Source organism: Paenibacillus oryzae, assembly GCF_001675045.1.
Lineage (GTDB): Bacteria > Bacillota > Bacilli > Paenibacillales > Paenibacillaceae > Pristimantibacillus > Pristimantibacillus oryzae.
In genome coordinates this window covers 43,035-61,544 of the sequence record NZ_LYPA01000045.1, presented here as the reverse complement: position 1 = coordinate 61,544, position 18,510 = coordinate 43,035, and the positions used below count along the sequence as shown (strand labels likewise).

General features: G+C 50.9%; 16 protein-coding genes and 1 other annotated feature. Of the genes, 13 read left to right on the top strand and 3 right to left on the bottom strand.

Features of this window, described 5'->3' with window-relative positions; genetic code table 11:
• Positions 1–186: 186 nt before the first annotated feature.
• The 5 genes from yycF (at position 187) to A7K91_RS08145 (ending at position 6,740) form a co-directional block, all read left to right on the top strand.
• On the top strand, positions 187–942 hold the full coding sequence (yycF, locus tag A7K91_RS08165; RefSeq protein ID WP_068681523.1) for a response regulator YycF: 756 nt from the start codon (positions 187–189) through the stop codon (positions 940–942).
• Positions 939–2,786 (top strand): cell wall metabolism sensor histidine kinase WalK, encoded by a 1,848-nt coding sequence (walK, locus tag A7K91_RS08160; RefSeq protein WP_068681521.1) that lies wholly within the window; start codon positions 939–941, stop codon positions 2,784–2,786. Before yycF ends, walK begins: the two co-directional genes overlap by 4 nt.
• Complete coding sequence (locus A7K91_RS08155) at positions 2,783–4,489, top strand: two-component system activity regulator YycH (RefSeq protein ID WP_068681519.1); 1,707 nt, start codon at positions 2,783–2,785, stop codon at positions 4,487–4,489. The genes walK and A7K91_RS08155 overlap by 4 nt, the downstream gene beginning before the upstream one ends.
• Positions 4,490–4,532: 43 nt before the next feature.
• A complete protein-coding gene (gene yycI / locus A7K91_RS08150; protein WP_068681517.1) occupies positions 4,533–5,348 on the top strand; it encodes a two-component system regulatory protein YycI in 816 nt (271 codons plus the stop codon).
• Between the two features lie 585 nt (positions 5,349–5,933).
• Positions 5,934–6,740: an MBL fold metallo-hydrolase gene (locus A7K91_RS08145; RefSeq protein WP_068681515.1), complete on the top strand. Its 807-nt coding sequence runs from the start codon at positions 5,934–5,936 to the stop codon at positions 6,738–6,740.
• On the opposite strand, the gene A7K91_RS08140 is transcribed toward A7K91_RS08145, so the two are convergent.
• Positions 6,709–6,930, bottom strand: a complete 222-nt coding sequence (locus A7K91_RS08140; RefSeq protein ID WP_068681513.1) for a hypothetical protein — start codon at positions 6,928–6,930, stop codon at positions 6,709–6,711. The genes A7K91_RS08145 and A7K91_RS08140 overlap by 32 nt on opposite strands.
• 148 nt (positions 6,931–7,078) lie before the next feature.
• Between A7K91_RS08140 and A7K91_RS08135 the strand changes: the two genes are divergently transcribed.
• From A7K91_RS08135 to A7K91_RS08100, 8 genes are all read left to right on the top strand, one after another.
• A complete protein-coding gene (locus A7K91_RS08135; protein ID WP_068681511.1) occupies positions 7,079–8,443 on the top strand; it encodes a S1C family serine protease in 1,365 nt (454 codons plus the stop codon).
• Between the two features lie 177 nt (positions 8,444–8,620).
• A complete protein-coding gene (locus A7K91_RS08130; protein ID WP_068681509.1) occupies positions 8,621–8,788 on the top strand; it encodes a CxxH/CxxC protein in 168 nt (55 codons plus the stop codon).
• A gap of 182 nt (positions 8,789–8,970) precedes the next feature.
• Positions 8,971–9,450 carry a 23S rRNA (pseudouridine(1915)-N(3))-methyltransferase RlmH gene (rlmH, locus tag A7K91_RS08125; protein WP_068681507.1) on the top strand — a complete coding sequence of 160 codons (480 nt, stop codon included), beginning with the start codon at positions 8,971–8,973 and terminating at the stop codon, positions 9,448–9,450.
• 233 nt (positions 9,451–9,683) lie between these two features.
• Positions 9,684–11,720, top strand: coding sequence for a serine hydrolase domain-containing protein (locus tag A7K91_RS08120; protein WP_068681505.1), 2,037 nt, complete (start codon positions 9,684–9,686; stop codon positions 11,718–11,720).
• 101 nt (positions 11,721–11,821) lie between these two features.
• The gene (locus A7K91_RS08115; RefSeq protein WP_082967303.1) at positions 11,822–14,098 is read left to right on the top strand and encodes a sensor histidine kinase; all 2,277 of its coding nucleotides are present in this window, start codon (positions 11,822–11,824) and stop codon (positions 14,096–14,098) included.
• Entirely contained in the window at positions 14,082–14,717 is a 636-nt protein-coding gene (locus A7K91_RS08110; protein ID WP_068681502.1) for a response regulator transcription factor, read from the top strand. Before A7K91_RS08115 ends, A7K91_RS08110 begins: the two co-directional genes overlap by 17 nt.
• 142 nt (positions 14,718–14,859) lie before the next feature.
• Positions 14,860–15,612 carry an SDR family NAD(P)-dependent oxidoreductase gene (locus tag A7K91_RS08105; RefSeq protein ID WP_068681500.1) on the top strand — a complete coding sequence of 251 codons (753 nt, stop codon included), beginning with the start codon at positions 14,860–14,862 and terminating at the stop codon, positions 15,610–15,612.
• 208 nt (positions 15,613–15,820) lie between these two features.
• Positions 15,821–16,059: a binding site (T-box leader), on the top strand.
• Between the two features lie 46 nt (positions 16,060–16,105).
• The gene (locus A7K91_RS08100) at positions 16,106–16,921 is read left to right on the top strand and encodes a GNAT family N-acetyltransferase (RefSeq protein WP_068681498.1); all 816 of its coding nucleotides are present in this window, start codon (positions 16,106–16,108) and stop codon (positions 16,919–16,921) included.
• 263 nt (positions 16,922–17,184) lie between these two features.
• Here A7K91_RS08100 and A7K91_RS08095 read toward each other — a convergent pair whose 3' ends face one another.
• Positions 17,185–17,637: a HEAT repeat domain-containing protein gene (locus A7K91_RS08095; RefSeq protein WP_068681496.1), complete on the bottom strand. Its 453-nt coding sequence runs from the start codon at positions 17,635–17,637 to the stop codon at positions 17,185–17,187.
• Positions 17,638–17,867: 230 nt separating this feature from the next.
• Complete coding sequence (locus tag A7K91_RS08090; RefSeq protein ID WP_068681494.1) at positions 17,868–18,461, bottom strand: TetR/AcrR family transcriptional regulator; 594 nt, start codon at positions 18,459–18,461, stop codon at positions 17,868–17,870.
• Positions 18,462–18,510: the final 49 nt, after the last annotated feature.

Genomic DNA, 18,510 nt, shown 5'->3' with positions numbered 1-18,510 from the left:
ATGCCGCTAGGCATGCTGCGTAATGGAAAGCGCGCTTTTTGAACTTCCTCTCATAAATAAGGGAACTTTCATTGTGAAGGGGGAGTAGTCCTGTGTTAGAATAGAAGCAATACGATGAAGACCGGACAAGCGGGATGAAATCCGGTTTTGAGTGAATAAATTAGGAAAGCGACAGGCGGTGTAGCGATGCACGGAAAAATTTTGGTGGTCGACGACGAGCAGCCGATTGCAGATATACTGAAATTCAACCTGGAAAAGGAAGGCCACCAGGTCATTTGTGCTTTTGATGGAGGAGAGGCGGTCCGATTGGCCTTCCAGGAGCAGCCGGATCTTATCCTGCTGGACTTGATGCTGCCCGTCAAGGATGGCATGGATGTATGCCGCGAGGTGCGGACCAAGCTGCAAATGCCGATCATTATGCTGACGGCCAAGGATACGGAAATTGATAAGGTGCTGGGACTGGAGCTTGGCGCGGATGATTATGTGACTAAGCCGTTTAGCACGCGCGAGCTGCTGGCGCGGGTCAAGGCGCATTTGCGCCGTCAGACCAAATCGGCGGAGACGCTCAGCCAGGCCGCATCTGGCGAAGCGGCGCAGGAAGCAGCCGCCGAGCAGCAAGGGCTGCGGATCTTTAATCTTTTTATCGACACGGACATGTATGTCGTTTACAAAAACGGCGAGCAGCTTGATTTGACGCATAGGGAATTTGAGCTCGTGCATTATATGGCCCGCAATAGCGGCAAGGTGATGACGCGCGAGCATCTGCTTCAGGCGGTATGGGGCTTTGAATATTTCGGCGATGTGCGGACGGTTGACGTGACCATTCGGCGTCTCCGCGAAAAAATCGAGGATGATCCCAGCCGTCCGGAATACATTATGACCAGGCGCGGGCTAGGGTATATGATGCGCAATCCTAAAACGGGAGGCTTCGGATACGGATGAAAGGCCGGAAATTTTTCCGCACCATCCAAGTCAAGCTCGTCATCATTTATTTGCTGCTGATTCTGGTTGCGATGCAATTGATCGGGGTTTATTTTATCAGCACCGTCAAAAACTCGCTTATTACCAGCTTTACGAACAATCTGAAGGAGCAGGCGGATATTTTGTCCAAGTTCGCCGCTCCCAGTCTGCTGCCTAATTTGGAAACGGACAGCGATTCCTCTGAAAATACGACGGAGGACCTCAATCTTGTAGTGCGGAGCTTGTTCAGCATCAGCGGGGCGGAGGTGCAGGTGCTGGATGCCAACGGGAAAATCGTAGCGACCTCCCTGCAATCGCATCAGTCCCGCATCGGGCAAAAAAATAACAAGCTTGCGGTCAGCCGGGCGCTGCAAAACATCCCCGACAACGAAGAAGAGTTTATTGACGACGATAATTCCCGCAAAAAAATGATTGCCATTCCGGTGATGTACAATGACAAGGTTGTTGGCGCGGTTTACGTGGAGGCGTCGATGACGCAGCTTTATGAAACGGTTAATCGGGTCAACCAGATTTTTTTCTCCGGGACGCTGATTGCGCTTGGATTGACGGGCATGCTGGGTATTTTGCTGGCGCACACCATTACAAGCCCCATCAAGGGGCTGACGCGGCAAGCGGAAGCGATGGCGGAAGGGAATTTTAACCTGAAAGCTCCTGTTCTGGGCGACGATGAAATCGGCAGGCTCAGCATGGCGTTTAACGATATGACCTCCCGCTTGAAGGACGCATTGTCCGCCAACGAGGAGGAAAACGAGAAGCTGACATCAGTTCTCTCCAATATGAGCGACGGCGTTTTGGCGGCAGATGAGCACGGCACTATTATTGTCTGGAATCGTCGGGCCCTTCAACTGATGGATGCGGAAACCTTTCAGGGAGCGCAGCTGTCGGAGCTGCTGATGCTGGGGCCCGAGAAGCTGTCGGAGCTTCGGCAGGGCAAGGGCCAGACGCTTCTTATTACGAGAGAAAGCCCGGGCGAAACGGATGGAGATAGCGAGGAAACACTGCTTAAGGTGACGTTTACGCCGATTCACCGCCGGGATAAGGGCATTACCGGCACGATTGCGCTCCTGCAGGATGCGACGGAGCAGGAAAAGCTGGAGCAGTCCCGCCGCCAGTTCGTGGCGAACGTATCCCACGAGCTGCGCACGCCGCTGACCACGATCAAAAGCTATGCGGAAGCGCTGGGCGACGGCGCGCTGGAGGAGCGCGAGCTATCGGAGCGGTTTGTTGGCGTAATCAGCAATGAGACGGAACGGATGATCCGTCTTGTAACGGATCTGCTGCATCTCTCGCGGCTGGACTCCAACCAGGCTCCGCTTCGGCGGCGCGCGACCAAAATCCACGATATGCTGGACGAGGTGGCGGACCGCTTTTCCTTCCAGCTTCGGCAAAAATCCATTCAGGCATCGGTTCGTGTGGAGCGCAAGCTGCATACGGCTTGGCTGGACCGCGACCAGATCGACCAGGTTTTGGACAACCTGATGTCTAATGCGATCAAATATACGCTGGACGGCGGCTCCATCGAGCTTATTGCGAGAAGATCAAGCGATGGCAGCTTGCTCGAAATTAGCGTAAAGGATACCGGCATCGGTATTCCGAAAAAGGACCTGAGCCGTATTTTCGACCGCTTCTATCGGGTTGATAAGGCGCGCTCCCGCAATATGGGAGGCACGGGGCTTGGCTTGTCCATTGCCCGGGAAATTGTAAAAGCGCATGGCGGTACGATTGCGCTATATTCGGAGCTGAATGAAGGCACCATGGTAACGTTTAGTCTGCCTCTGTTGCAGGAAGGAGGCGAGCCGGAATGATGGAAAGAGCCAAAACGGCCGTGTTGATCGCGCTGGTTGCGCTTAGTCTTCTGCAAAGCTATCTGCTCGCCTATAGTATGCCCGGTCTTGGAGCGACGGTGCGAAGCGAGCAGGATTATGTCAATGCGGAGCCGCTGGGCGTGTCGTCCAGCGTGGAGGGCGTTATTTTTCCGGAGGAGCTGGTGCTCCATATGGGCGAAAACCGGCATACGGTGCTTCGGCCGGGCACCCAGTTCTACGACATGATTCTGAAGCAGCGGATCGCGGGGCGTGAGTTCAAGGGACTGCAGCGCAGCGTGGCGATGCTGATGGACTGGGAGGAAATACGCAAGAACGAAATGGGCATCGAGCTGCGCTTCGGCAATGGCGTGCCGGTCGATCTTTTGCAGAAGATGCTGAAGCTGGAGGGCGACCTGCTGTTCCTGAACGAGCGGATTCAGAAAATCTGGATTCTCAAGCTTAGCGATTCCGAGGAGGTTCGCGCGTTTTTCTTCAGCAGCGATGGCGAAAACGTATATGAAGCGGTCCGCGCCGACTTGACCGTTCGGGACGTGCAGGATTATGTCGGCTTTGGCGAGCATTTGCCGCCTTACCGGATGACGGACGACGGCTTGTATATACCGGACGAGCCAATTCAAGCGGCGGAGATGGTGTATCCCTACGAGATGTATTCGCCGGAGCAGATGCAGCGGAGCTTGTTTTTTGATTCCAGCACGACCAAAGCGATTGTGGATCGCAGCGGGTCGGAGATTTTTACGGATGGCAAACGCGGCCTCAAGGTGGAGCAAAATGGCATGTGGATCAGCTATACCAACTCTGCCGCAGGACAAAGCCGCGACTTCCAGTTTAGCGAAAATGTATATGCGTCGGTTGATTTTATCAACCAGCACGGCGGCTGGGACGGCAGTCATCGGCTGATGAGCGCCACGCCGGCGGAGGAGAAAAAATACGTCAGCTTCCGCAAATATGTAGAGGAATATCCCATTATTGACTATTCGCCGTTCCGTTACGGCTATATGAGATTGACGCTGCAGCAAGGCGTGGTGACGGAGTATAGCCGCTCTCTGCTGACGCTGAAGCCTAAGTGGGAAGCTCGCAACCCGCGGTGGCTGCAGGGCGGGGAAACGCTGGAGAATCGGCTTGCGTCTTATGCGAAGCGAGATCAGGTGGCAGCAATATTCCCGGCCTTGAGAGCAAATCCGCTGGACAATAGCCGCTTGCAGTTTGTGCCGGTCTGGGCGGTTCGCCTGAAGGATGGCACCGAGGAAATTCTGCTGGAGGCGTATCCTGCAGGGTATGAGCCTCCGCCAAGCGTCGACAAGCCGGAGGGCCCTGGCGGCGAAAATGGGGATGGAGCGCCTGCGGGACAAGACGGCTCAGAGGTAGAAGGAACGTCTGAATCCGGTTCTGCAACAAGCGAAAATTCGCCGGATGGGGTTTCCCGTAACGGCCAGGACGGCAGTGACTTCGGATTGGGCAGTGACGGAACAGCTCAGGAGCTGGAGCCGGGCGCGGGTGCTTCTGGAGCCGAGCTTGCCTCCGCTAGAGGCAATGGCAGCGAGGATGGCCAGCTTGGGAAGGCCGGAACCGAAGCGGGCGAGCAGGAGGATGCTTACAGCGTCGGAGCAAATGGCGAGACAGATAGCGGGCAGCCTGATGACGAAGACCGGGATGCTTTGGATGGAACGGGCTCGTCCCAATGAAATGAAACGATGATTATGAGCTGATAAGGCGGAGGTGAAGTGCTTGGATTGGGGCAGAGCCAAAAGCGTGATGATTATATCGTTTCTTCTGCTGAATATTTTGCTAGGCTATCAGCTTTGGCTGGATGTTCGGGAGCAATTAGACGCCAATATCAAATTTGCGGAGCTGCCCCAGGACAAGCTGCTGCTTATGCAGCAGAAGCGAATATCGCTTACCGCTAATCTTCCGCTGGATACGCCAAAGCTGGGCGATTTGACTTATTTGCTCCATACGAGCAGGCCAGAGCATGGAGAGGGCGAGCCGCTGCCGCTGAAAACGCCGGTGGACAGCGCGCTTAACTTTTCCAAATCGGAGCTGAACAAAAGGTTAAGCGGCCAAATTCCCGAAATTGATCAATATGCCTATGATCTGCATAGCAGCAGGGACGGGGTTTTTGTGTTAAACCGGATGGTTGAAGGAAGGCCGATGTTTAATATCAAGCTGGAGCTGTTTATCAGTAACTTGAAAATAACCGGCTTCCTTCAGGATCAGGTCGAGCTGGTGGGAATTGGGGAGCCCAGGCAGGTACTGCCCGCCGCCAAGGTTGTAGCCAGCCTGATCGAAACCTACCTGGAGGAAGGTTCGGTCATAACCGACATTCAATTGGGCTATCACGGTCAAATTTTCGATTCCGAAAAGCAGGTGTCGGCACCGACCTGGCGCGTAACGCTGGAGGATGGCAAGGTTTATTTTATCCATGCGATCAGCGGCGAGGTTGCCACAGATGATGCGGGCGACGAGGACGGGGACGATGAGCTGGCCAGCCATGCGCCATCGGACAAGCAGCTGGCGAGCAACGCGGCATCGGACAAGCGCTGATGTTTAACAATCAGGCGCAGCGGGATTTTATGACTGATTTGCAATAAAGACGTACTTGAAATTGGGGCGCGCATGTACAAGAATTAGAGGAGATAGCGCGTGGTGCGATGGTATGGTGGTGTGATATGGCGATGTTGCGATCTCGCGATGTCCCGCATTTTGTATGAATTTTCGTATAAAGAGTGAGCTTTTGAATGTGATTTGGATAGTTTTGTACGATCAATCGTACAAAATTGCCCATTCGGGCAAAAAATTCTTCATTTTTGTACGATTCAACGTACAAAATCACTCACTCGGCTAAAAGAATCTCTATTTTTGTGCGATTCAACGTACAAAATCACCCATTCAGCCAAAAGAATCTTTATTTTTGTACGATAGTTCATACAAGCTGTATTCATGGCTGTGCACGGGAATGGTATTTTGAGTGGAACATCTAACAAGCCTTCCTTGTTGGTTGCGTGAGGATTTCTCTTGCCGCATCCTTATCACGTGAAGTAGAGACTGGCTCTTAGGCGAGTCCGAGGTTCATTCATAAAAACAACGCATGACATGGGGTTAGTGTTCGGGGAGAAGGGACTGGAGCAGTTGGGACTTCGATTTACAGTATTGGCAAGCGGTTCGACGGGGAACGCCACTATCGTCAAGGGGAGCAGCAAGATGGTATTGGTGGATGCTGGACTTAGCGCCAAAAAAATGGATGAAATGATGAAGGAGCGCGGAGTTTCCGGGCATGAGCTGGACGGGCTTGTGGTGACGCACGAGCATTCCGATCATATCAAGGGGCTGGGTGCTTTTGCCCGTAAATATGAGCTGCCCGTATTCGCCAATGAGGCGACGTGGGGAGCGATGGAGCGCCACATCGGTACAATTGCGCCCGAAAAACGCGTCATTATGGAGACGGGGGAATGCCTCGAATTTGGTGAGATGACAGTGCAGTCCTATCCAATTTCGCATGATGCTGCGGAGCCGGTAGGGTATTGCTTTCAGGAAAATGGCGAAAAGCTTAGTCTGGCAACGGATTTGGGTTATGTCAGCGAAAAGGTGAAGCGACAAATCATCGACTCCGATGTGCTGGTGCTGGAATCCAATCATGATACCGAGATGCTGCGCATGGGACGGTATCCCTGGAATATCAAGCGGCGAATCCTGAGCGATATCGGACACTTGTCCAATGAAGCGGCCGGAGAAGCGCTGGTGGAGCTGATGACGGACCGGACGAAACGCATCTATCTGGCGCATCTCAGTCTGGATCACAATCAGATGGACCTGGCTTTACTTACCGTTAATTCTATATTGGAGAACCACGGAATATTTTATAAAAAAGAGGAATTTCCGCTCCGCATGACGTATTATGATCGGCCTACGCCATGGGATGAAGTTCGGTTGAAATAAGTGTCTCCAGCTCGGAATCCAGCTGGCGGGCTTTCTCATCCAGCTCCTGGCGGGTCAGCAGTCCTTTTTCGATCAGAAGCTCCATCATGGCGCTAAGCGTCAGCAGCGCGCGGTAGTGATCCTCCTTGAGATCGGACAGCCGGGCAACGATTTGCACCTGCTCCCAGGCGGACATATCGGGATTAGTCATGGGATAGCCTCCTTGGCTGATTTTAAAAAAATGTGAAGCAGCGTCACTTAATCTATTATTATTTTAGTCCAATCTTCCGAAATTATTCCTAGATTGCAGCGAAAGCTTGCAAAAACATTGCCCGTGAGTCCGGAGAGGAGGCAGTCCGATGAGCATATTCGACGACAATTTCTATTCAACCAAGGTGTCAAGGCGCACAACGAGGGTTAGCCGTCGCGAGGAAAATGGTTTTCCGTTCAAAAGCCGCGAGCGCAACTGGTCGACCTTGCGGATCGCCTTTGTGTCCTCTTTTACAAGCGCATTGGCAGTTGCGCTGCTGTTCGGATTGTTCGTGGGCGTTTTAGGCGGTCCTGGAAAAGGCGGCTCGTCCAGCGGTACGACCTCCGGCAGCATTCTTCAGGGAATGGACCCGTCGGAGAGAACGGTTCAAGCTACGGCCAAGGTGCGTCCTGCGGTCGTTAGTATTATCAATGAACAAGCCTTTTCGCTTGGACTGGGCGGAGGAGTGCTGAAGGACGGCGAAGAGGGAGAAGGCGTGCTTCGCGAGGCGGGCGTCGGCTCCGGCGTTATTATAGAGAAAAAAGACGGTAAGGCGTATATTGTAACCAATTACCATGTCGTGTCGGATGCGCAAAAGGTAAAAGCGGTGCTGACAACGGGCGAAATTCGGGAAGCGCGCATTGTGGGCGTGGATCAAATTACGGACCTGGCCGTTCTGGAGATCGACGGCAAAGGCATCGATACGGTGGCCGAAATCGGAGATTCCTCCGGGCTGCGCGCGGCTGAATTCGTTATGGCGATTGGCAACCCGCTAGGCATGGGCGAGTCCATCACTATGGGCATTGTCAGCGTCATTCATGAGATTATTCCGGTATCCTTGAACCAAAACGGCGTGATCGACTGGGAGCAGGAGGTTATTCGCGTGGATGCCGCGATTAATCAAGGCAACAGCGGCGGACCGCTGATCGACCTGAATGGCCGCGTCGTGGGTATTAATAGTATGAAAATCGCCGATTTTGGCGTGGAGAGTATTGGTTATGCCATTCCCATCAACAATGCGATGACCGTTGTTAATGAGCTGATTCAAAAAGGATATGTTTCGCGTCCCTACCTCGGCGTCTACACGATGGATCTGTCCCAATATTGGGAGCAGGAGAAGTGGCAGGGCATGCTGGAGGGCGAGAATGCGGAAAATGGCGGCGGTAAAGACGATTCCGGCGGCAAGGCTGAAACCAATACCGACGGAGAAACGCCTAAGCTGAAGCTGCCGGATGAGGTGTTTTCGGGTATCATCGTGCTTGAGGCGGTGGGTCCGGCTCTGGATGCGGGGCTGCAATTCAACGATGTTATTGTCAAGCTGGATGATCAAAGCGTGGGCAGCACCAAGGAGCTTCGCAAATACCTCTATAATCAGAAGAACATCGGAGATCCTGTTGTCGTTTCCTACTACCGGGACGGCAAGCTGGAGACGGTTAAGGTGAAGCTTACGGATCGTCCGGAGGAAGAAGAGTAGGTTAGGCGTGTCTTCAACCCTCTTTAATCCTCTCCCATGAGCATTTATCCTCGCCTTTACAGAGCTTAAGGCAAGCTGGCGGGTGTAAAATATGTGGAATGAATATTGGGCGAAATCGGGGCAATCTGTTACAATAGCAAATAGGACACTACACCAGAACAGAAAGCGAATGAGTATATGTATTGTGTATGCAAACCTTGCATTGAACAGGCCTTGGAGCGTTTTGTTGACGAATATGAGGATGCGCCGGATGTCGTCAACCTGGAGGAAACCCAATTCGCCAATTGGGACCCGCCGCGCAAATGCGATTTTTGCGAAGAGCCTGCTGCGTTTCTGGTCGTTTGAGAACGGGAGCAAACGCCAGTTATATAAGGAGAGGAGCGCTTTTGCCTTTTGTGGCAGGGCGCTTTTCTTTTTTTGGAGATCATTGCGTGTATCGTGATGCTTTTGATATGCTGGGTGGAAAGTGGAATGAAGCGCAACGGATGGCTTGAATAGGACTAAGAATGAAATAAGGGAGTGCGCGAATGCATATACAGATTGCGGCAGTGGGGAAGCTGAAGGAAAAATATTTGGTTCAAGGCATAGCCGAATATGCCAAAAGGCTGGGACCGTATGTGAAATTGACACTCACAGAGGTCCCAGATGAAAAAGCGCCGGAGACGATGAGTCCGGCGGAGGAAGCGCAGGTTCGCGAGCGCGAGGGGGAGCGGCTTCTGGCGCAGCTGAAGCCGGATGCCCACGTTGTCGCGCTCGCGATCGGGGGAGAGCTGTGGTCCAGCGAAGACCTCGCTGGACAGCTCGACAAGCTGGCCACGTATGGGCGGAGCCACGTGGCTTTTGTTATTGGCGGGAGCACGGGTCTCTCTCCCGCCGTCCTGCAGCGCGCCCAACAGAAGCTCAGCTTTGGGCGCATGACCTTGCCGCACCAGCTAATGCGGCTGGTGCTAGTGGAGCAGATTTATCGGGCTGTGAAGATAAATCGGGGGGAGCCTTATCACAAGTAGGGCGAAATATGATCTTGCTGGGCGTTTTCGGTTCTCAGATAGAATGCAACGGGAATTTTTACATCTTTCATATACGGGGATATTTAATCGGCATATTGCGCGATCCCGCAAAAAAGATGGCGGGTATACGTCCCAATTTGGCCCTTCTATACGGATTCGCGGATTACGGTCATTTGGTATGCTTGACTTATAAGTAGGAAGTTAGATCAAGCCGATCACAAAGGAGACCGCAAATGACTTTCAAGATCATGAACGTCCCAAGAACGCTGCTTACGTCCGCATTGATTTTTTCGCTAGGCCTGTTCACCCCAGTCCTGTATGTCGTAAAACCAAACGTCGCTTCAGCCCAATCGGTTGGGGCTTCCGCATCCACAGCCGCGCTAGGGCCGTCCGACCCTCAAGAGGTCGCTGCTTTTATGGATAGCTTCTTCGCGCGTCCGGAAGTGAGGGCTGCGCTGGCGGGAGCATCGGTTGTCATAGTGAATGACGGCAAGGTGCTGCTGAACAAAGGCTATGGCTATGCGAACGTGGAGACCAAGGAACCGATAGACCAGAGCCATACGTTATTCCGACTGGCATCGATCTCCAAGACGTTCACTGCGATGGCGGTCATGCAGTTGGCCGAGCAGGGGAAGCTGGATCTGGATCTCGATGTGAACGGCTACCTAAAGGGCATGAAGATCGCCAATCGAACAGGCTCGCCGCTGACCGCTAGAGATCTGATGACGCACACGAGCGGCTTTGACTTTACCGACATACCGGAGGATGAGGGCGACCCGGACGGTCCGGTCTACAGGCTGGATACCTTCGTGGCGGACCACATGCCGACCGTAATCCGCAAGCCGGGAGAGGCGTTCCGTTATGACAATTACGGCTACAATTTGCTTGGGTATCTCGTTGAATGCGTTTCCGGACAGAAATTCGAGGATTATATCCAGAAGCATATTTTTAAACCGCTCGGTATGGACAATAGCCGGTTCGTGTATACGTCGGAATTGGCCGCCAAGCTGGCTACGCCTTATGACGCTTCCGGCGAGCCGATCGCGCAGTATACGACTTATCCGTACAATTCCCCGGACGGGGGCTTGATGTCGACTAGCGGGGATATGGCGCGGTTTATGCTCGCTGAGTTAAACGGAGGCAAGCTAGATAACCAGGCGGTTCTGCAAGAGAAGACCATGCAGGCGATGGAGCAGTACAGTGTGTCGATTCATCCAGATATCCCGGGCGTCGGCTATGGTTTCGAGTCGAGCTTCCCCAACTTCAATAACGGACAATTCGTTATAGACAAGAGCGGAGCGGGATCCGGCTTCCAGTCTCAGCAGTGGCTGCTTCCGAAGCAGAAGACGGGTTTGTTTATCGCGCTCAACAGCGCAAAGGACGCCCGCAAGATTAGAAGCTTGCTGTTTCAAAGCTTCATGGATCATTACTTCCCCAAACCTATTACGTCTCCACCTTCTTATATGAACACGCTTAAGAGCGAGCTCCAATACTTGGAGGGTACCTACAGCGATCTACGCCTGCCGGCATGGCATTACGAGGTTGAAGCGACCAATGGGGGATTGCTCGTGACCGACGCGTACGGCGTGCATGAACTGAAGCAACTCAAGGATCTATTATTCATAGACGACACAGGCCGACTAGCCGCGTTCAAGAAAGACGATAAGGGTCGCATCGCCTATTTCGAGTACAACAAAGCTGACAGTTGGTCGGAGCGGCTGCCGGACGTGAAGCTGTATGCCGATGTGCCGCTAGATTCGCCTTATGCAAAGGATATCCGATATTTGCGGCAGCAGGGATTGCTGGAGCGGGAAGATCCGCTGAACTTCAATCCGGAGCAGTCGATTACGAGAGCCCAGTTCATTGGGTGGCTCATTCCGACCTTCGGCATCAAGTTGTCCGAGGAGCCGATTATGTTCAAGGATACCATGAACAGCCCGTATGCGGCGGAGATTCAAACCGCTCTCGAGGGCTTCGTCGTCACCGGCATGCCAAATGGAACCTTCGAGCCGAATCGCTCAATTACTCGGGAGGAGGCAGCCGTTATTCTTTCCCGGTTGTTACAGCTTGGACTGGGCATCATGCCGTCTGCTGAAGTCCAATTAAAAGGGCAAACCGACGCTTGGGCGCTTGACGGAGTTCAACATATTGTGGCGAGCGGCTACTATGGCCCGGAGGTCACCCCCGATGCGGACGGGGCGTTCGATTATCGTTCAAAGCAGCCGATGCTGCGACAAGAAGCGGCCGCTATGATACATCGTTACCCGTAAGGAGCCTCTCAATCGCATAATGCCCGGCCATGCCACTCTGGCATGGCTGTTATCCGTATTTGGTAGAATAATGCTATACTTGGACCGGAGGATCGATCGCGATGACTACAGTGTCCCATCTGGCTACCCTGCATAAATATGGGCGGCGTCTCTATATGTCTCTCGTTTTCTTCATACTGTTAGCCGCGTATATTCATATTCAAGCCCTCAAATCCCCGTATATCGGCCTTGTCCTAAAGCCGTTACCGGGAAGCGGTTGGCGGATTGAAGCCGTGGACGAGGGCGGCTTAGCCACGGATTGGCGTCTTCAGCCCGGCGATCGAGTCGTCATGCTGGATCCGGATGCGAAGCTGACCCGCGAAGGGGAGTTCTACCGACTACGCCAAGCCGACTATTTATCGGTAGCGCGACATGCGGAGGGGCTTATCAATAATTATCATCCGGCGAACCGACTCTTTTCAGCTTTCATTCTATCGCTAACGATGGAGGCGCTGCTGCTCGGACTTGCTGTCTACGCGCTTCTGAGACAGCCGGAATCGGCGGTCATTCGTTCCTTCTTCAACTTAAACTACTTGCTTGCGCTTGTTATTCTCAGCATTTACTCGCCGGAGGGCAGTCTGTCACAGCTACTGTTGACCTATTGCTCCATATGGCTTCCGTATTTACTGTTATCCTTCTATTTGCAGTTTATTTATCGCGCCTCCGTCTTCCGTCTTCAGAAGCTGAAGAGCGTCTTTTTGCTCGGTACCTTCACGTTTACGCTTGTGATGACTTACTTTGTTGTCGCGGAGATCGAGGTCTTCAAGTGGATCTCAGACGTGCTCAATTGGGCGCTGCTCGGAACGACTCTACTGCTAGCGGGCGTCACCTTCCGAAGCTGGAGGCTGTTCGACCGGGTCGAACGCAATCAACTGCTCATGCTCTTCGCCGGACTGCTTCTCAGCCTGCTACCATACACCTTTCTCTACGCGATACCCGTCCTGTTCCAGGAGCCTTTTATTTTGCCGTTGAAGTATGCGCTCATTGGTTTTGTCCCGTTCTCTCTCATCTTTACTTTTATTCTCGTAAAGCGGAGTATGCTCGATATGCGACTTCATTTCCCTCGACTCGTCGTGCATGTGCTGTACTTTACGGCTACATTTATGCTGCTTGTGCTATCAGCCGGGGGCGTGCAGCTACAGCTTTATGTCCTGTTTATCGTATTTATTGCGCTCACGCTCCTATATCAAAAAGGGCTGCTGCGTTATCGGAGGAAGACGGTCGTACAGGGAGAAAAGTTGGATCGGCAAAAGCGTGCGCTATCCGCAGATTTGGAATCCAGGCAAGCGACCCGCGAGCTTCTGGCGCTCCTGACCGAGATTGTGAGCAAGCGGATAGGCATTCAGGATGTCTGCCTACTCTGGAAGGATAGTCCGGTTACAATCGTTAAAGGCACGGGATCCTACAAGGGGATCGAGGGGGAGCCGCTTGAACCAGATTATCGGAGGCCGGAGGAAGTGATGAGCTGGCTCACTTCTATTGGGTTGAACCGGTTGATCGAGCTGAGAAGTCCATCAGGCAGTGGCGTAACGCTTGGCTATATAGGGATAAGGAACGACTCTTCAGCATTCTCGGAAAAGGAGGTCGAGGAGCTGCTACGTGAGGCTGCCGAGTTGGTTGTGAGATTCATGTACCAAGCCGCTTCCGGGCAGCGTGTCGCTCCGCTAGACAGGTCGCTGCTCGAATCCCAGGAGGCGGAACGGATTCGCACCTCGCATTTCCTGCATGACCGGCTGCTTCAGAACCTGATCTTTGTATCGCGCGATCTGGAAGAGCTTTATGATACCGGAAAGCCGGACAAGGAGCGAGTCGCACTGTGGCTAAAAAGCATCTACGAATCCCAGAGCGACATTCGCGCCCTCTGCGACGATCTTCATCCGCCGATTATCGATCACGGGGACTTGCGATTGGCCGTCGAGTGGCTGATCCGCAGTATGAAGCAAAGGTCGCAGGACGGGGTCGAAGCCGAGCTGGTCTATGAGTTGGAGCCGCACGAGCCCCGGAATGAGCTTATTAAATCGAACTTGTTCCGGGCGATTCGTGAACTGGTGAACAACGTCTTCAAGCATGCCGGAGCCACTCGATTAACGATTCATCTGTGGCGAGACGGACGCTATTTGTATTGCGGCGTTCGGGATAATGGGCGCGGCTTCGACGTTGCGACCGTGATGGCCCCGTCTGCAGCAGGGGAGAGGCACTTTGGTTTCCATTCCCTTTACAATCAAATCCGGCAGCTTGGCGGGGAGACGGACATTCATTCGATACCAGGGAAGGGCACATCTGTTCATCTTATGCTGCCACTCGATAGGGAGGAGCTAACCAATGCAGTCCAAAATTAGAGTCGTCCTGCTCGACGACCATCCCCTCGTGCTCGAAGGGCTGAAGAGACGGCTGGAGCAGGAGTCGGATATCGAGGTGCCTCGTACGTTCAGCAATCCGGTAGAACTGATAGAGGGAATCGAGCGTTGCCAACCGGATGTGCTTGTCATGGACATCGCGATGCCGCAGATGAACGGGTTCGAGCTCGGTCAGAGGCTGAAGGAGAAGTACGGCCATACGCTAAAAATTATTGTGCTGTCCGGTTACATGTACGAGGAGTTCTATAAGAAAGCGTACGAAATCGGTGTCCATGCTTACCTGTCCAAGCAAAGCCCCTATCCGCAAATCATTAACGCGATCAAGCAGAGCATGCTGGGCCATGCGCTTGTCGCGGAGAACATATGGCGTGCCGATCTGGAGAAGCTTACGCACATGGAGCGAAACGTGCTGCGAAGAGTCGCGGAGGAAAAGACGAACAAGGAAATCGCAGCCGAGCTGTCCATCAGCCAGCGAACGGTTGAGTATCACATCACGTCCATCAACCAGAAGCTAGGTGTAAAGACGCGAATCGGCGCCGTCGCCAAAGGCTACGAAAAAGGACTGCTCGGTTCGTTTTGGGAGGGGACGGACGATAGTTAGAGGAGTTTTCGGGCTATAGGAATCTAATTGGGTTCCTTCGATTTCACTCTATAGATGCTATGGTGAACCCTATCACAAGTAGCGGCAAGCTTCAGGTGGTCATTGCAAATTATGCATTCTGGGGTAAAGGGAGGGCGTCGGTATGCAAAGTTTTTTCGGGAAGGTCGTTCTAATTACAGGGGCGAGTTCGGGAATCGGACGGGCGACGGCTGAATTGATGGCAGCAAGGGGAGCAAAGGTTGTTATACATTATCGAAATCATATACAAGGTGCTACCGAAGCGCTAACGATGATTCAAGAAGCGGGGGGCGATGGTCATATCGTTCAGGCCGATATTACTAAGAAAGATGAAGTCGAGGCGATGGTGCAAGAGGTTATATCCATGTATGGGGTTGTGGATGTATTAATTAATAACGCTGGAGGGGGTGTCAAGAAGAGCTCATTTATGGAAATAACGGAACAATTGTGGGACGAGACTTATGCTTTAAATGTAAAAAGCATTCTTCTCTGTTCTCAGGCGGTTTTAAAATATATGATCCCGAGAAAATCAGGTAAAATTATTAATCTATCTTCGGCTGCGGCCCGCCTTGGGGGCGCGGGCGAAAGTATTCACTATGCCTCTGCGAAGGGGGCCGTAAATACGTTAACCGTCGGTATGTCGAGAGAGCTTATTGAACATGGCATTATAGTAAACGGTGTAGCTCCCGGAATGGTGGATACACCATTTCATGAAAAGTTTGCTCCAAAAGAACATCGTCTCGAAAGGCTGATTGCGTCCGTCCCTCTTCAGCGGGCGGCAACCCCCATGGAAATAGCGGAAGTGATCTGTTTTCTTGCTTCGGCTGCGGCGAATTATATGTTGGGGGAGACCATCACCGTTAGTGGCGGTAGATAATTATCACAAAACCTTGTGTCAGACCTTAAACTTTTTGCCATTACAGACAGCGCGGAGAACCGTAACATAAGTGACGGCGAAAAAATACTGTTGGAAAACATAGTAAATGAACTGTCATAGAATTGGATAGGGGGTGGGAGATCGATTTAGATTTCCTGTATTGACAGAATATTCTCTTGATAATATAGTGAATCTAATTACATTGCTTTCAAATGCAAAGAAGAGGATAAGTAGATCCGGAAAATGCCGTTCAGAGAACTGCCGGTTGGTGCGAGGCAGCGGACATTCGAATCAAAATAATCACCTCTGAGCAGGCCCCCGAAATAAAAGTAGACGGGCCCGGGATTCTACCGTTACAAAGAAGCATCGTTGTTGGACGATGGCTAAGAGGACGTTTTTTGTAAACGTTAATCAGGGTGGTAACGCGGAGTGGACTCCGTCCCTTATGGGACGGGGTTTTTTGTGTTTTCAAACTAACCTAGGAGGAATTGGGATGCTGCAAAAATTTGATGTAAACGATCGAGTGCTTGGTCAGAATATGTTTATTAATGATGAAGTTCAGTACAATCTCATTCACCGAATTTGTGAGTCAAAGAGTTCTAATTGCCTAAAGACAACCGACGGAACAATGGTTTTTGCCCAGTCAGAAGGTCAAAACGGTTGGTTGTGGATTTCGAAAGAACTTGCATATGATAAAAAGAATAATCTACTTCTAGAGCTTCTGGAAATTTTAAAAGGATCTACATTACCTGGTGTAACTGGTGACCCTATAATAGTAGAATCCTTTGCACAGGTGTATTCCGAGGCTAATAATCTTCAATATTTTCCTCATATGACCATGGAAGCTTATTCTTGCTCAGAGGTAAGGAAACCAATACATGTAAATGGGGAGCTGCATCGAGCTACGAGACAAAATGTGGAGACAGTTGCGAAATTCTTGGCTGGATTCTCAGATGGTGCGTATGGAGTTATGGTTGATCCGGCAAGTCAAATTCCAGCGGCAGAGGGGCTCATTGGGACAGGAAATTTATTTCTTTGGTATGTAGACGATCAGCCTGTTTCAATGGCTAACATTGCACATCGTTCTCCAAGACATGCTAGAATCAATGCAGTATATACTCCGCCCGTCTTCCGTAAGAAAGGTTATGCTAGTGCAATTGTAGCTGAATTATGTTTGTTCCTCGAATCTGAAAAATTAGAACCAATGTTGTATGCTGATTTGAAGAACCCAGATTCGAATAAGGTATACCAAAACATTGGCTTTGTAGAAAGAGGCAAAATTGTTGACATCAAATTCTTTTCAAGGTGAGCTTTGGAATTACTGCCGCAAATTAACGGGGACCCATGGGATGGGGAAGATTTGTATCAAGACACAATAATGAAGAGCTTCACGTCTTTATCCTCTCTATCTGTACGTACACAGGTCTTGAACCCTAAACCCTACCTTTTTCGTGTAGCGACTAATCACTGGGACTAGCAATCGTGGATAAAGCAAAGGGCCAAGCTAAAGCTACAATGTTAATCCAGCCCGATGGAGAATGTGCAAAGAATACATTGTAGCTTTAACAACGGCTATTTTCCACCTAATGCCTCCCAAATGCCACGGAGCCAGGAGTCGAACTCAGCATCTTTGTCACCCTCGTAAGTATCATAAATATCCAGCCGTGTCTTTTGCAGTTTTTCCTTAAACTGCTCAAAGGTGTGACCTTCAGGCAGGCTTTTTTTAATCCGCAGCAAAATTTTGTTAAGGCCTTTAAATAGCTCGCCTTTGGTTTTGGCAGGCATTTGTACAGCTTCACCCAACTGCTTGAGCTTGAGATATGCGGCTTCTCGCACTTGAAACACTGGATCACTTGCCAAAGCATAATGTAGCAACTGTATGGTTGGGGCTGTATCCCAGTTTCCCAATTCGTTCACCGCATTCAGTCTATCTCTCCAGCTTCCCTTCCGATTAGCCGCACGTTTGAGCTCTTCAAAGTTTTCTGGTAGTTCGTTCACTGCTCCAACATCATGGTTGTTCGTCAAAGTTCAATCTCCTTAATCATCGCCATCTCGGCAAATGATGAATGTTTATCAGGTAAACACCATTATAACACGAACCTGGCTTAACTACTTCATTAAAGCCGATGGGTTAGCTTGAAATCACATTCACCAAATTTATAAAGATGTACAAATCAATCTATTTTCCTTGATGGAAAGTAACGGCTAGTTTGTGGGAACTCCCATGGATTTGGAAAAAGTAGGATTTTATCGCTTTAATCATTGATGACAATGCCTGCGGCTTTTAAGTGTCCATGAGTTAGAATTTTTCCAAATTGAGAAGCGAGTTCCTTTGGCGTATAAGAAAAATCATTTTTAACCCACCAAATTACAATGCCCATAAAAGTAGAGGCGATATATTGAAGTAATAATTCCTTTGAAATCTTCAGGTGAATATCATCCAAGCCATCGTCCACTGTATTTTTTATAATGTCCTCCATTTTTGATTGAAAACCATAAATTCTATTCTCATCAAGTAACAATGCTTGGTAAAAGGGAATATTGCCCTTAATTTTCTCCAGTATGGTTTGCATTAGTTGTTCAAGCATAGATCCACTTATAGGAGATTTGCTGCTCGAACAAAGCGTGAGTGTACTCTTTAGTTCTTCTAATAATTCGTCCATAGTTACGTTTAACAAATCGGGCTTATTCTGATAATGAAGGTAAAAAGTATTCCGGTTAATCATCGCTTTGTCGGCAATATCTTGGATCGTAATCCCTTCATATCCCTTTTCATTAAGAAGTTGTATAAATGCCTTTTTTATCGAATGTTTGGAGCGAAGGATGCGCAAATCGGTTTTTTTGTTCATAATGGCTCATTCCCTTATATTTTTTTGCTACATATACGACATTTGAGCT